At 45.9% G+C, this 14,717-nt stretch carries 12 protein-coding genes; 2 read left to right on the top strand and 10 right to left on the bottom strand.

Annotated features, from left to right (window positions below; translation table 11 throughout):
• Positions 1-2 precede the first annotated feature (2 nt).
• Positions 3-1,361, bottom strand: a complete 1,359-nt coding sequence (locus tag FRZ06_01430; GenBank protein QOX65795.1) for an MATE family efflux transporter — start codon at positions 1,359-1,361, stop codon at positions 3-5.
• 261 nt (positions 1,362-1,622) lie between these two features.
• The gene (locus FRZ06_01425) at positions 1,623-2,375 is read right to left on the bottom strand and encodes a TetR/AcrR family transcriptional regulator (GenBank protein QOX62102.1); all 753 of its coding nucleotides are present in this window, start codon (positions 2,373-2,375) and stop codon (positions 1,623-1,625) included.
• 170 nt (positions 2,376-2,545) lie between these two features.
• Here FRZ06_01425 and FRZ06_01420 point away from each other — a divergent pair, with 170 nt between their 5' ends.
• Positions 2,546-3,220, top strand: coding sequence for a superoxide dismutase (locus FRZ06_01420; protein ID QOX62101.1), 675 nt, complete (start codon positions 2,546-2,548; stop codon positions 3,218-3,220).
• 24 nt (positions 3,221-3,244) lie between these two features.
• Here FRZ06_01420 and FRZ06_01415 read toward each other — a convergent pair whose 3' ends face one another.
• From FRZ06_01415 to asnB, 8 genes are all read right to left on the bottom strand, one after another.
• Positions 3,245-3,721 (bottom strand): MarR family transcriptional regulator, encoded by a 477-nt coding sequence (locus FRZ06_01415; GenBank protein QOX62100.1) that lies wholly within the window; start codon positions 3,719-3,721, stop codon positions 3,245-3,247.
• Positions 3,718-5,649, bottom strand: coding sequence for an ABC transporter ATP-binding protein (locus tag FRZ06_01410; protein ID QOX65794.1), 1,932 nt, complete (start codon positions 5,647-5,649; stop codon positions 3,718-3,720). The genes FRZ06_01415 and FRZ06_01410 overlap by 4 nt, the downstream gene beginning before the upstream one ends.
• A 67-nt stretch (positions 5,650-5,716) precedes the next feature.
• The gene (locus FRZ06_01405; protein ID QOX62099.1) at positions 5,717-7,456 is read right to left on the bottom strand and encodes an ABC transporter ATP-binding protein; all 1,740 of its coding nucleotides are present in this window, start codon (positions 7,454-7,456) and stop codon (positions 5,717-5,719) included.
• 5 nt (positions 7,457-7,461) lie between these two features.
• Positions 7,462-8,574 carry an efflux RND transporter periplasmic adaptor subunit gene (locus FRZ06_01400; protein QOX62098.1) on the bottom strand — a complete coding sequence of 371 codons (1,113 nt, stop codon included), beginning with the start codon at positions 8,572-8,574 and terminating at the stop codon, positions 7,462-7,464.
• Between the two features lie 31 nt (positions 8,575-8,605).
• The gene (locus FRZ06_01395) at positions 8,606-9,304 is read right to left on the bottom strand and encodes an HlyD family secretion protein (protein ID QOX62097.1); all 699 of its coding nucleotides are present in this window, start codon (positions 9,302-9,304) and stop codon (positions 8,606-8,608) included.
• Between the two features lie 231 nt (positions 9,305-9,535).
• Positions 9,536-9,982, bottom strand: coding sequence for a hypothetical protein (locus FRZ06_01390; GenBank protein QOX62096.1), 447 nt, complete (start codon positions 9,980-9,982; stop codon positions 9,536-9,538).
• A gap of 62 nt (positions 9,983-10,044) precedes the next feature.
• Positions 10,045-10,971 (bottom strand): response regulator, encoded by a 927-nt coding sequence (locus FRZ06_01385; GenBank protein ID QOX62095.1) that lies wholly within the window; start codon positions 10,969-10,971, stop codon positions 10,045-10,047.
• 186 nt (positions 10,972-11,157) lie between these two features.
• Positions 11,158-13,005 carry an asparagine synthase (glutamine-hydrolyzing) gene (gene asnB / locus FRZ06_01380; GenBank protein ID QOX62094.1) on the bottom strand — a complete coding sequence of 616 codons (1,848 nt, stop codon included), beginning with the start codon at positions 13,003-13,005 and terminating at the stop codon, positions 11,158-11,160.
• A 668-nt stretch (positions 13,006-13,673) separates the two neighbouring features.
• Between asnB and FRZ06_01375 the strand changes: the two genes are divergently transcribed.
• Positions 13,674-14,663, top strand: a complete 990-nt coding sequence (locus FRZ06_01375; GenBank protein QOX65793.1) for a carbohydrate-binding protein — start codon at positions 13,674-13,676, stop codon at positions 14,661-14,663.
• Positions 14,664-14,717: the final 54 nt, after the last annotated feature.

The following is a 14,717-nucleotide window of genomic DNA, read 5'->3' as shown; positions in this document are numbered from 1 at the left end:
CGCTATCGCAGCGAACTGCCCTCATCATGCTTATCCTGCAGATAGCGGAACTCTTTTACCAGCAAGACGATGGCCAACATGGATGATGAAAAATCTGAGATCGGACCCGCCATCCAAATTCCGTCCAGGCGGAAGAAGGAAGGGAGGATCAGGATCAAAGGAATTAAAAACAAGACTTGTCTTGTCAGGCTCAGCAGGATTGCCTTTGATGCCTTTCCTACAGCCTGGAAATAGTTTGTGATTACGATCTGAACTCCGACCACAGGAATCATCAGCATGAAAATTCTAATACCTCTTGTTCCGATAGCAATTAGTTCTTGTTCTTTGTTGAACAGTCCGATAATCTGAGGACTGAACAGCTCTGAAAGAACAAAACCGAAGATACAGATGGCTGTTGCAGCAATGGAAGCCAGCCTCAGCGTCTTTCTAACCCGATCATATTTCTTTGCACCGTAATTATAGCCGATAATTGGCTGTGCTCCCTGATTGATTCCGAAAATTGGCATCAGCAGCATCATCGCGGTCCGGTTGATGACACCCATCGCAGCAACTGCCATCTCTCCGCCGTATTCCAGCAAATGACTGTTAAAAATAAACAGGGTCACACTAGCTGCAAGCTGAAGTAGAAATGGGGACAAGCCGATGGACGCTATCTTACCCATCAAATCCGGTGCAAGTCTGAAATATTTTTTGTGAAGCTTAAGATTGCTTTTTCCAATGGTAAAGTGGTAGATGATGTATGCCGAAACCAATATCTGTGTGGTAACTGTAGCCAGTGCAGAACCAATGACGCCCCAGTGAAACACAAAGATAAACAAGGGATTCAGAAGGCAGTTCATTCCTGCGGAAAACAGCATGGTTGCCATGGAAATAACGGGATTCCCCTCTGCCCGGATAATATTGTTCAGTCCAAAGGAAAGGAACTGGAAGACCGCACCAATTAAAATTACGGTGCTGAACTGTTTTGCATATAGGAAAACGTCCGGTGTTGCTCCAAGAAAAAGCAAAAGCGGATCTAAAAAAATCAGAAAGATTACGGTAAGCGACACGCCCACGACAACAGAGGAAGCAAACGCAGTCCCCAAAATTCGTTCTGCATCGTCTTTTTTCTGCTGACCCAATTTCAACGAAATCATTGCGGTAGCACCGATTCCAATGAGCATAGCAAAGGCCATTAAGATGATCATAATGGGAAATGCTATGGTCACAGCGGTCAGGGCAAGTGAACCTACGCCCCTGCCTACAAAGATACTATCAATTACGTTATATAAAGCGTTTGCTATCATTGCAATTATAGCCGGTACGGAAAATTCAAGCAGCAATTTGCCTACAGGAAGCTCCCCCAATCGGTTTGCTCCCATTTCTTTTTTCACATGGCTTGAGCCCGATGTATTTAATTCATTCTGTTCCAAGTTTAGTTTGATTTCTTGCGAATTTATTTCTTGCGGTTTCGTTTCTTGTAGATTTGTCTCTTGTCGATCTTTCTCATTCATATATAAAGCCTCCTGTTTTGCACTTATATGATTTTCTATTACGATGTTGTTTCTATGTTATTTTGTTTCTTATTTGCTTTTTTTCTGCTTTGTTATTTTGGTATTTTAAATATGTCATCTAATATGGGATTAGACCGTTCCCTTTCTGGTGGCCAATATTGCTCTGCTCCTTTTGAATGGTTTTATAACTAGGTCTATGGTAAAACGGCAGAATGACTCCTGATCCAGCGCGTAATCAGCCTGCAGGGTATCACCTGATGCAGTAAGCTGATCAAAGAAACCATTCATCAAAAACACGATGCTGCGACTGGTCTTTTGTGCATCCGTCTCTGGCTGTATACTACCGTCTGCTTTCCCTTCTTCAATCATCGCTGCTATTCTATGGATCATATTGTTATGATAGAGAATTAAGGAACTTTCCCATGGCCCTTCACCTTCCGATTGATTTTTAATATGACTCCAACCGTTCATCAATCGGAAAAGCTGCAGATTCTCCCGATAGAATTTATAATAGCTGTGATACATGCTCTCCAGTTTATCATATCCATTCTTCTCTTTTTTCCCCACCGCAGTCTGCAAAGAATCGAGAAGTTGATACCCCCTCAGCGTCACTGCAAAATATAATTCATATTTATTTTCAAAATATTGATACAGGGTTCGCTTTGTAAATTGAGCTTCCTTTGCAATTTCATCCATACTGGCAGCTTCAAACCCGTATTGACAAAAGACTTGCTCAGCCGCCTTGATCATATTATGTTCCCTTGTCTGCCTCTCTTTTTCCCTTCTTGTTAACATCATCACATCAACCTTCCCAATATGTCGATCCGCAAAAAAGTACACTGTCATTATACCAAACATACTACCAGTGTATAACATTGTCAAGAGGTTTGAATCAGAAAGAAATTCTCACATAGAAACACAAGGTTCATGATCTTTGAATACTATACAAACATAGCATCGATTGGCAGCACTAACACACGCCAGGGCGATCGTCCGTCTAGGACAACAATCATTTTCGTCAGGCGATGCAACCATAACTTGGAGGTTAATGAATGGACTGTATTATGACGCCCATTGGGCAGCATCAGCTTCCGCCGCTTCCTTACGGCTATGACGCGCTGGAGCCGGTGATTGGAAGAGAATCCCTTCGGATTCATCATAACAGATTGCACAAAGCCTATGTTGACGGTCTCAATAACGCCGAAATCAACCTGGCAGAGGCACGAAAAAACAATGACTATCAGTACATAAAGTACTGGGAGAACGAACTTGCTTTTCAGGGTTCAGGCCATATCTTCCACAGCATTTACTGGACGATCATGGCTCCTCTGGGAAAGGGAGGAGACCCGGGCCCTCATACAATGCACCAGATCAACTGCTATTTCGGCAATTTCGAAGCATTCAAAGAGCAACTGAAAAATGCTTCACTGAAAGTCGAAGGTTCCGGCTGGGGCGTAGTAACCTGGCAGCCTACCTGGAACAGACTGGAAATCCTTCAGGCCAGCAAACATCAAGATCTGACTCAATGGAGCGGAATCCCCATTCTGGTCTGCGATGTATGGGAACACGCCTACTACCTGGACTATCAAAACCTACGGGAAAAATTCATCGACTCCTGGTGGGATCTGGTCAACTGGTACGAAGTGGAACGGCGTTTGATTCATGCGATGAACGGAAAAGTCCCCCTCACAATTATGGAGGATTGGATTTCCTGCTGGCGGCCTTAAAGCGTATCGAAGGTCATCAGGTCGTTATTTCTCTTGCTTCTGTCTCTCCCCTATGATAGTGACAACATCCATGATATCATCAAGAGCTTCTTTTAACTTTATCAATTCATCATCCTCAAGGAGAGACAGTCTTTTCTCAACAAACTCCATCACTTCTGCTTTGTGCCTGTGAAGAAATGCAACTCCCTCTTCCGTTAAGGCCACATTGACAATTCGTCTGTCATTTTGATCGGCGGAACGTTCCACCAGGCCGTCTCCGTTGAGCCGGTCCACCATGGTGGTCAGGTTGGGCTTAGAAATACATGCCGCCGCGGCTAGATCCGTCATCGAAACAGGTACGTTTCCTTTGGAATACATCCACCGCATCAGGTGGATATGCCCTGGGGAAAGTTCACTCCGATCCCGCTCCAGTTCTTTGATGGGTTTAATGAATTGTCTTCCCACCAGAAACCGTAATCGAATTAACGATTCTCCTACCGCGTTTACTAATTCCTTCGTCATGCTTCTTCCTCCTGAACATTGGGATTTGTGAACTGGCTGTTGTACAGTTCCTCATAGAATCCCTTCTTGCTGATCAATTCATCATGAGTACCCTGCTCTATTACACTGCCGTTTTTCATAACAAGAATCATATCGGCATTTTTAATCGTAGAAAGTCGATGAGCGATTACAAAGCTGGTACGCCCCTTCATCAGAGTTGACATGGCTCTCTGAATCAAGGCTTCTGTACGGGTATCGACACTTGAAGTTGCCTCATCAAGAATCAAAATCGGCGGATCAGCGAGAATTGCTCTGGCGATGGTCAGCAGCTGCTTTTGACCCTGCGATATGTTAGAAGCCTCTTCATTTAGTATTGTATCATACCCCAGGGGCAATGAGCGAATAAAATGATCGGCATGGGCAGCTTTCGCCGCTTCAATTATTTTATCTTTCTCAGGATTTTCTAAACTGTAGCCGATATTCTCCAGAATGGTACCTTTATATAACCAAGTGTCCTGCAGTACCATACCAAACAGTCCTCTCAGGTCTCCCCTGGTCATTTTCGTAATATCGCTGCCGTCAATTGTGATCCTACCTTTGTTCAGTTCATAAAAACGCAGCAGCAAATTAATCAGAGTTGTTTTTCCTGCTCCTGTAGGCCCTACGATAGCCACCATTTGCCCTGGTTTGACATGAATGTTCAAATCTTCGATCAATGAAACCTCTTCCTTATATCGGAAGCTGACCTTCTCAAACCGAACCTCACCTTTTACATGTTCCTTATCAAAGATTACAGCGTCAGTTCCATCGGGGATCTGCTCCTCTTCATCAAGGACTTCAAAGACACGTTCAGCGCTTGCCACAGTACTTTGAAGAACATTGGCAATATTCGCCGTCTGTACGATGGGCTGGGTAAACTGCCTCATATATTGGATAAAAGCCTGAATATCACCGATGTCAATGGCTTTCTTCGCAACCAGAAGTCCTCCGATGATACAGACAAATACATAGCCCAAATTATTGATGAAGTTCAATGCAGGCATGATAATTCCTGACATGAACTGCGCCTTCCAGCCAGCCCGGTAAAGTTCATCATTGACTTTACGGAAGGTTTCCACCGATTCCTTTTCATGTCCAAAGGCTTTGACGATCTTATGACCTGTCAGCATCTCTTCTACATGCCCATTCAATTCCCCGAGAGATTTTTGCTGCTTGGAGAAGTAAGTCTGAGACTTTTTGGCAATCATCACTGTCATCGCACCACAGGCAGGCAGTGTGACAAGTGCGATCAACGTCATAACGGGACTGATAGACAGCATCATCAGAAGAATACCGATAACAGTAACCACCGACGTAATCAACTGGGTCAAACTCTGCTGCAGTGTTGTGGCGATGGTATCCATGTCGTTTGTGACCCTGCTGAGGATTTCCCCATGGGTTCTGCCGTCAAAGTATTTTAGCGGCAAACGATCCAGCTTTTCCTTTACTTCATTTCTCATCGCATAAACCGTTCGTTGCGAAACTCCCGCCATCACATACGACATGGCATAGCTGCATAAGAAACTGATGAAATACAGGACAATCATTAGAATGATGATTTTCCCGATGTATCCGAAGTCAAAGAGCAAAATGGGCTCTTGTCTCAAATGATCTACCACTGATGCAGGAGCATTCTGGTTGATGGCAGCCTGAATCTTTGCAAGGTAGACATACCTTGCTATGACACCGTCAGCGATCTTTGTGGTTGCCTTTCCTAAAACCTTCGGACCAAAGATCGAAAACACGGTACTTACGATGGCCAGAATTCCAACGATGAAAAATCGTGTTTTCTGTGGAGCTAAATAGGAAGATAGCCTCTTCAATGAACCTTTAAAATCCTTTGCTTTTTCGACAGGCCTTCCAAGTGCTCCGCCAGGCCCGCCTCCGCGCCCCCCCATGGGTCCTCCCATAGGACCTCCAGCGGGTCTTTGCGTTCCTACCTTCGGCCCCTGACCCATTCCGCCTTGCCTATTATCGTTACTCATAGCTGCTCATCTCCTTTTCAGAAAGCTGGGAAGCCACGATTTCGCGGTAAACCTGACAGCTTTTCATCAGTTCCCGGTGGGTACCTGCTCCTACCAGTTCCCCTTCGTCCAGAACCAAGATTTGATCTGCATCCATTACAGTACTCACCCGCTGTGCTACGATAATTACCGCAGACTCTTTTGTCTCTTTCTTCAGTGCGGCTCTGAGCAGGGCATCGGTTTTAAAGTCCAGAGCAGAAAAACTATCATCAAAGATATAGATCTCAGGCTTTCTGACAAGAGCTCTTGCAATGGACAATCTCTGTTTTTGGCCTCCCGAGAGATTGGTTCCTCCCTGCGCCACAGGCGTTTCATACCCTGCCGGCATGTCTTTTACAAATTCGGCAGCCTGAGCGATTTTCGCAGCGTGCAGCACTTCGTCCTCTGTGGCATCGGTTTTTCCATACCGGATATTCTCCGAAATACTTCCCGAAAACAGGACCGCAGACTGGGGAACAAATCCAATTTTGCTGCGCAGTTCCGTCTGCTTGAGATCCGTCACTGGAACGCCGTTGATCAAAATCATTCCATTCTCCGCATCATAAAACCGCGGAATCAGGTTGATCAATGTTGATTTCCCGGAACCGGTTCCTCCGATGATTGCCGTGATCTCCCCAGGACCCGTTTCAAAACTGATATTTTCAAGAGCTGGCTGCTCTGCTCCCGGATACCGGAAGGTAACATGTTCAAATGCGATGTGACCGCGGAGCTCTCCTGTTAACAGCTTTGCCTCTGCAGGATCATTGATTTCAGGCACCATTTCAAGCACCTCATTGATTCTTTCCGCAGACGCCTGGGCTCTGGGAACCATAACGAACATCACAGCAACCATAATAAAGGAGAACATGATCTGCATTGCGTACTGAATAAACGCCATCATGTCACCGATCTGCATGTTGTTCTGTGCGATTCGAACACCGCCAAACCATGTGATTCCAATGGAAGTCAAGTTCATGATCAAAATCATGACTGGCTGCATTGCAGCCATGGTCTGGTTGACTTTAATCGCTGTATCGGTCAGGTCGCCATTGGCCTCTTCGAAGCGTTTTTTCTCGTGATCCAATTTGTTAAAGGCACGGATGACCCGAATTCCCGTGAGATTTTCGCGAAGAACCATATTCAACCGATCCAATTTCTTCTGCATGACCTTAAAGGCAGGCATTACCTTGGATGCAAGCCCGCCAATGATTCCCATCATCACCGGTATGGCGACAAGTAAAATCAACGTTAGTCCTTTATCTCTGGACACCGCCATGGTGACGCCGCCGATGCACATGATAGGCGCATAAATCATAAAGCGCAGCATCATCACAAGTACCGTCTGCACCTGTACAATATCGTTGGTGGTTCTCGTAATCAGTGATGAGGTGCCAAGTTTATCAAATTCATGGAGGGAATAGTTCTCAATTCTTGTAAATACCATATTCCTCAGGTTTCTTCCCACACCCAGCGCAACTCTGGCTGAGAAGAAAGCTCCGATAACAGAACAGGCAGAACTGACGAGTGCCAAAAGCAGCATGTACCCCCCGTAGGTCAGAATATATCCCGTATCCCCCTGCATCATTCCGTTGTTGACCACATCGGACATCAACGTCGGAAGCGCCAGCTCCGCCATCGCCTGACCGAACGTGAAGATCAGGATGGCAACTACCGTCCATGAGAAGGGTCTTAGGTTGATTAGTATTTTCAGCATAATCTTTAATCTTTCATAATCTCTACGGACATCCCATCAAGGAGATGATTGGCGTTATCTGCTGCAACCTGTTCTCCTCCCTTGAGTCCTTTCACGATCTCTATTTCTTCATCATTTTTCAGCCCGGTTACAACACTTGTCTTTTTCGCCACACCATCTTCCAATACGAACAAGTAGCTTTCGCCATTGTTTGTTACCACTGATTTGAGCGGAACAAGAATCCTGTTGCTGCTCTTTGCTTTCAGATCTGCATGAGCGGAAACTCCGGAAGGAAGCTGCTGGGTATTTTCCATACTGATTTCAATGGGAAAATACGTTCCTGCGCTAACGGACATGGCGCCGATCTGTGATATAGTACCTTGAAAGGTTTGATCCGGGTAGATATCAACGGTCAGTTCCACCGTATCATTCTCTTTGATATATGGCAGTGCCTCCTGTGAAACCGTACCCTTCAGTTTCAGCACACTCATATCCGCAACGGTAATCAGAGTACTTCCCGCAGCAGCAGTTTCTCCAATGGTAATATTTTTATTGACTACAATCCCCGAAATGGGGCTTTTCATTACTGTGTTTCCAAGCTGGACGCTTACGGAATCAACAGAAGCTTTCGCCGCACCGGTTCCCGACACTGCGCTGGATTCATACTGGCTCTTTGCCAAATCATAAGTTTTCTGATCAGCATCAAGCTGTACCTTGGCAACAGCACCTTCTGCATAGAGGGCTTTGGTTCGATCGAGTGCCGCTTTTGCGTTGCTCATATTGATCTTCGCTTGTTCAAGGCTCTGCTTTGAACCGCTTAGGGTGGCTTCCGCCTGGCTGAGCTGGGCTGACAGCTGGGAATCATCCAGTTTTGCAAGAATCTGCCCTTCACTGACAGCAGCTCCTTCTTCCACGTTCACTTCCGCAACCTTTCCCGTCATGGTAGCCGAGACATCAGCTGTCTGGGCTGGTACCAGCGCGCCGGTTACCGTGAAAACCCCTTCGATGGTTCCAGTCTTTGCCTCCACTGCTTTCACCTGAATCAAGCTATCATTGCTGCCGCACCCCGGCAGAAACAAAAGCAGAAATACTGCAAGCAGGGCAGCGGTTTTCTTGATCCTATTCGAATAATTCATCATTTTATTGTCTCACTCCTTCGCCGAAACGGCCCTACTTGATGCTGATTTTAACGGTGGCATTCATACCGAGAATCAAGGGAAGTTCTTCGTCGTTAATTAAACTGATCCTCACAGGAATCAACTGAACTACCTTGCTGTAGGTTCCACTGGTATTAAGAGATGCAGTCTGAGAGAATGCAGTTTGGGTTGCTGCTCCGATGGATTCGACATAGCCATTAAATTTTTTCCCCGGATATGCATCGATTTTTATGGTTACCCGCTGGCCTGTTTTGACTTTGAATATATCTGTTTCCTCTATATTCGCTTTTATAAACAGATTTGAGGTATCGGCCATCACTGCGACAGTCGATCCGGCAGCTGCGGTCGAACCCTTGATTACATTGGACTGGACAACCCTTCCGTCGATGGGGGCTTTGATCTCCGCTTTGGAAAGCAGCGAATCAGCGGAGTTTTCCAGTGCATTCTGGTCAACCTTACTGCTACTGATCAATGAGGATAAGTCCTGCTTACCAAGGACTTGCCCCTCTTTCACATCCTGGCCTTCCTCAACATTCCAGCTTGCTACAGTGCCGGAAACCAGCGGCATGACATTTACAGTTCTTGCCGATACGGAAGCATTGTTCGTCTTGAAATAGTACATTGCCTCATAGATAAAATATCCTCCTGCCATCGCTCCGCACAAGATGATTCCTGCAATGACAACAATGGCGATTTTCTTTGCTTTCTGCATTTGAGATCTCCTTTGATTTATGATAATGATTGTTTACATCCTTATTTAATCATAATAATTATATCAACATAACTATTATACGAGTATAATTTTAAATGTCAACAGCATCTTTTATGACTTCGTAAAAAATTTTTCAACCTCAAAGCTATTACCAACCGGATACAAAATTCCCCCTGATAGAATGGTCATACCATTTCATCAGGGGGTTGTTTGTTTCTGGATTCAATATGTCTACGCATAATCTGCAGGCGTTCCCCAGTATTCAAAACTGTTGTAGTCCGGGTCTTTTGAACCAAAGTAAATCCATATAGGAGCCTGGTCCAGCTTAGGATGCACTTCAAAAAAATAACGATCCCCATATCGAATCGCTTCCAGTGCCAGCGGCAGTTCCCGCCGAAATATCTTGTCACGGATTTCCGATACAAAGGAGTCGTTGGCCCCATCTACATAGACATAAACTTGTAAAAAGGGAGTTTCTTCATGGGGCACCCATTCAGCCAGCACCTCATCCCTCATCCAGCTAATCTGATCAACCGCATAGTCCAGCCCTATGGTTAAGTACAATTCTCCGGTTTCATCCGAATGGGTCAGGGTATATTTCCTTCCGATCACAGGCTCTTCCGAGGTTACACCGGTTCGAAACTCCACAGAGAGCTTGTCAGGATCCAGTCTTTCCATATGACACCTCATCAACAAGATTCTAATCCATCTATTCTATGCTCCTTTGATGAAAAATGTCCTTATTCTGCGTCCTTTACAAAATTGCTGCCTGACATGGCTTTCGCTTTCTTTTTTAAAGCAGCTGCCACTTCTCCCATCTCCAGGTAATCCTGAAAAGTACAATTTTCATTTGTTACGATTGCAAGGGAAATTGTCATGATTGGGTATTGGATGGTTGTCCCCAAGCGGTTGCTCGTACAGATGAATCCAGCTTGCAAATCATGTACACTGTAGAGATCTCTGATACGCCAGTCAAACTGTTTGATCACTCCCTGACAGATCAACTCTGAAGTATTTGGTCTCGTGATAAAAACGAAGTCATCACCGCCAATATGCCCGATGAAGTCATCGGGGTTTCCGCAATCGCGAATTTCATCTTTTAAGATGTCTGCTGTGAGCTTAATGGCAATGTCACCTTTTGCAAAACCGTAGGCGTCATTATATGCCTTGAAATTATCCAGATCCACATGGATTACGTTAAAGCTTTGTTTCTTTTCAATTCTTGAGTTGATTTCCGCTTGAATCTCAAGGTTCCCGGGCAAGCCTGTCAGTGGATTGGCTCCACGGTTCCGGTCAATTCTCCGCAAGGTATTTCTGACTCTGCTGAGCAATTCTCGATTGTTGAAAGGCTTTGTGATATAATCATCTGCGCCAAGCTCAAGCCCGATGAGTTTGTCCTCCTGATTGTCCTGTGAAGTCAGCATGATGATGGGCATCAGGTTATTACTTTCTGAATCTCTCAATATGCTGCAGACTTGAAAACCGTCCATGTCGGGCATCACAACATCGAGAAGCACCAAATCAGGTTTTTCTTCTCTTACCATTTTGAGACCCAAGTCTCCCCTATTCGCATGAAGCACGTTATATCCGGCTTCTTCCAGGATATTTTTGACCAACCGAGCGAAGAAATCGCTGTCGTCTATCAGGAGTATTTTCTTTCGAAACAATACCAATCACCTCGTGCATATTTGCATTCATTATATCACGTTTTCTGCCCTGCGCAAATCAATATGTTCCTGATTTTCCCATTTCGATCCTTTTCTTGATACAAAATTACGCAGAAAAGAAAAAAGCCGTTTGTGAGACTGAATCATCTCCATAACGGCTAGCTAAAGATATTTATTTTACCTGCATTAAAGCACCGTAACGTTATACTCCCTCATCCAATAATCAATCTGGATCAGATATGCCAGCAACTGAGGGGCATTCATCAGCTGTCCAAACCATGGGATATTTGAATTCCTGTCTATTGTCAGGATCATCTCACGAACCGCTTGCCTGTCAATAAAGGGATGAATCGGAGAATGGGGATCCCGAATGATGGAAAGCGTCATTTTTTTTATTGCCTCCAGATAAGATGGGTTGTGGGTCTTTGGATACGGGCTCTTCTTTCTCCAAAGCACATCCTCAGGCAAAAGGCCTGTCAAAGCCTGCCTAAGAAGCCCCTTTTCCCTCTCCCGATAGAACTTCATTTCCCATGGGATATTCCAGGCGTATTCCACGATTCGATGATCACAGAATGGCACTCTAAGCTCCAAACCCGAGGCCATGCTCATTCTATCCTTGCGATCCAGCAGCGTAGGCATCCAACGGGTAAGGTTCATGTAGAATAATTCCCTCATTCGATTCTCTTTCTCGCTGTCAGACTCAAACCTCGGAACCTCATCAATGGCTTCCTCATATCTCATAGAAACATAGTTTTCCGGTTTGATACCGTCCAGAAGTTCTTGCGAATAGAGCTTCATTCTGGATTCCAGCTGCTGTGTCCAGGGGAATCTTCCGGGAATCCCTGCTGTGTTCCTATAAAACCATGGATACCCGCCAAAGACTTCGTCGGCGCATTCCCCAGAAAGCCCTACTGTAGCAAACTGCTTGATCCATCGGCTGAAAAGCAGCAGGGAGGAATCCACGTCTGCCATTCCGGGCAGATCCCTTGCCTTCACAGCCGGATAAAGGGCTTCTGCCAATTCTGGCGTATCAATCACACAGATGGAGTGTTTTGTGCCGAGATACTCCGATACTCTGGTAACCCATGGTGCATCTGCATTTGGTTGAAATTCACTGGCCTGAAAATAAATTTCGTTGTCAAGATAGTCGATGGAATAGGAGTGGATGGGATCTCTTCCCTCCGCTTTATAGACCTCAGATGCCACCGAAGTAATGGCACTGGAATCCAGTCCGCCGGATAGTAGTGTACATAGCGGCACATCCGATACAAGCTGTCTTTTGATGGAATCATAAACAAGCTCCCTGACCCTCTTTACAGTTCCTTCAAAATTTTCTTCATGTGAGTGGCTTTTTAATGTCCAGTAGGGTTTGCTTTTCACACTCCCCTTTTTCACCGTCATACAATAACCCGGTTTTAATTCTGATATTCCTGCAAACACGCCATTTCCCGGCGTTCGGGCAGGACCGATAGCAAAAACCTCTGCAAGCCCTTCTCGGTCGAGTCTGGGTGAGACCTCCTGGTGAGCAAGAATTGCCTTGATCTCTGAAGCAAAAATAAACAAATCATTTTTCTGATAATAGAAAAGCGGTTTTACACCTATCCTATCCCTTGCAAGAAACAGCTGCTTACTTTCATCATCCCAGATTGCAAAGGCATAAATCCCATTCAACCTTTGTAAGCACTCCTCACCCCACTCTAGATAGGCAGTCAGCAGTACCTCGGTATCAGACCAGCCTTCAAATGTCCATCCTTTTGCCGTCAAGTCATGGCGAAGATCCTCGGTATTATACAATTCTCCATTATAGATCAGTACATGGTTCTGATTGCCCTTATTTCTTAGCATTGGCTGGCGTCCGCCCTCCGGATCCACAACCACCAGCCTTCGATGCCCCAAAGCGGCTTCCTCATTGAGCCAATACCCCGAGTCATCTGGCCCACGGCTGGTCAGTTTGTCCGCCATTGATTTTAATATGTCTGCTCGGTTTTTCAGGCAGACTCCTGAAAAGTCCGTCCATCCGACAATTCCACACATAAGTACACCTCCAAACACTAAGAAAACACTGATCGAATTAACCAATGGAATCGTCAGCGTTCCCATAGATGCATTATATGTAATTTGACCGGAAGGTGTTCTTTTTATCACTTCTAATTTTTCTCTGAATATGATGATAGTGGCTGCCAGACATCCTCTGAATGCTTACGTTCCAAAGGATCAACGCAGCACTGTATCATTTTTTATGAGGTGATGAAATGCACTATAAAATGTTTGATCAACCAATGCTCTGCCCTCTGAATCCCGGCTCGATCTGCCCGCTGACACTGGATCACAGCAGATTTTCCAGGGAAGTATCAGAGGCAGCTCTGAAGTCTTCTGAAAACCAAAAAATATCAGAAACAAAGCTGATATCATTGGAAAACAGAGACGCATCGGATAGAATGCAGAGTACTTTGGAAAGAAACATACAGATGAATCAAATGCCCGATAATATTAATCGCATGATGCGAACCATCGACAGAGATTTGACAGGGTATTACACACAGCTTCAGGGCTACGGTATACAGAGGTCAATTGCTCAGTGGCTATTTATCAGCGTAATTACTTATGTTCTTAGGAATGCCGGAAATTACAAGGGTACAAACGATCAGAAGGCTGCCAAGATGCTGGCAGATCTGAAAAAAGACAATGCCATGATATTCAATATGCTAAAAGGCTATGGCCTCCCTCAAACTGTGATGGATCAGGCATTGATTGCATTGATTGTTCTTGTTTTGAACAATCTTAATATCCCAGAGCCGTCACCAGGACCAGGGCCGAGACCAGGACCGGGACCAGGGCCGAGACCAGGACCGGGACCGAGACCAGGACCTCAGCCGGGACGGAATTGGAGCAGTTGGGAGGATCTTGGCGGGATCCTGACCTCTTCCCCCGCCGTCTCCTCATCACAGGCAAACCGACTTGATGTGTTCGGAAGAGGACAAAATTATTCATTGTGGCATAAGTGGTGGGACGGCCGCCGCTGGAGCGACTGGGAGGATCTTGGGGGAGTACTCGCATCTTCTCCCGGTGCAGTCTCCCGGGGGCCCAATGGCACCGATGTCTTTACCGTGGGTCAAAATCGAGCGCTGTGGCATAAATGGTGGGATGGCCGCCGCTGGAGTGATTGGGAAGATTTAGGCGGTATTTTAATGACTGCCCCTGCCGCAGCATCCTGGGGGCCTAATCGGATTGATGTCTTCAGTACTGGGGAGAACCAGGCTCTATGGCACAAGTGGTGGGACGGATCCCGCTGGAGCAACTGGGAGGATTTAGGCGGCATCATTACCTCGCCTCCTGCTGCCGTATCCTGGGGGCCCAATCGGATTGATGTATTTGGTCGAGGTCAAAACCGTTCTCTCTGGCACAAATGGTGGGACGGAATGCGCTGGAGTGAATGGGAGGATCTTGGAGGCGAACCAATTACTTCGGGTCCCGCCGCCGCATCGACAGGTCAAAATCGTCTTGAAGTTTTTGCAAGAGGTACCCAAAATCAATTGCTCTATCGGAACTGGAACGGAAGCAGATGGAGCTCCTGGCAGTCACTGGGCGGTATGATCACATCTGATCCCGCTGCAGTATCTTGGGGCGGAACGCGCCTTGATGTGTTTGCCCGTGGCCAGAATAACCACCTCTGGCATCTGTGGAGAGATTAAATTAGAAGAAAAGCATTCCCGTGTGACAATGCCCCCAGCAGCATGCTGGGGGCA

The organism is Clostridiales bacterium, from assembly GCA_015243575.1.
In the GTDB taxonomy this organism is placed as follows: Bacteria; Bacillota; Clostridia; order Peptostreptococcales; family Anaerovoracaceae; genus Anoxybacterium; species Anoxybacterium hadale.
Note: the sequence above shows the minus strand (reverse complement) of the source record. Positions and strands in the feature narration are given on the sequence as shown.

Bases quoted from the DNA above. Each gene is read 5' to 3' on its own strand.
- FRZ06_01415 (QOX62100.1), bottom strand. From the start codon at position 3,721: ATGACGAAGGAATTAGTAAACGCGGTAGGAGAATCGTTAATTCGATTA.
- FRZ06_01375 (QOX65793.1), top strand. From the start codon at position 13,674: ATGCTAAAAGGCTATGGCCTCCCTCAAACTGTGATGGATCAGGCATTG.
- FRZ06_01400 (QOX62098.1), bottom strand. From the start codon at position 8,574: ATGATGAATTATTCGAATAGGATCAAGAAAACCGCTGCCCTGCTTGCA.
- FRZ06_01390 (QOX62096.1), bottom strand. From the start codon at position 9,982: ATGGAAAGACTGGATCCTGACAAGCTCTCTGTGGAGTTTCGAACCGGT.
- FRZ06_01430 (QOX65795.1), bottom strand. From the start codon at position 1,361: ATGGGAGCAAACCGATTGGGGGAGCTTCCTGTAGGCAAATTGCTGCTT.
- FRZ06_01405 (QOX62099.1), bottom strand. From the start codon at position 7,456: ATGCTGAAAATACTAATCAACCTAAGACCCTTCTCATGGACGGTAGTT.
- asnB (QOX62094.1), bottom strand. From the start codon at position 13,005: ATGTGTGGAATTGTCGGATGGACGGACTTTTCAGGAGTCTGCCTGAAA.
- FRZ06_01420 (QOX62101.1), top strand. From the start codon at position 2,546: ATGGACTGTATTATGACGCCCATTGGGCAGCATCAGCTTCCGCCGCTT.
- FRZ06_01395 (QOX62097.1), bottom strand. From the start codon at position 9,304: ATGCAGAAAGCAAAGAAAATCGCCATTGTTGTCATTGCAGGAATCATC.
- FRZ06_01410 (QOX65794.1), bottom strand. From the start codon at position 5,649: ATGGGAGGACCCATGGGGGGGCGCGGAGGCGGGCCTGGCGGAGCACTT.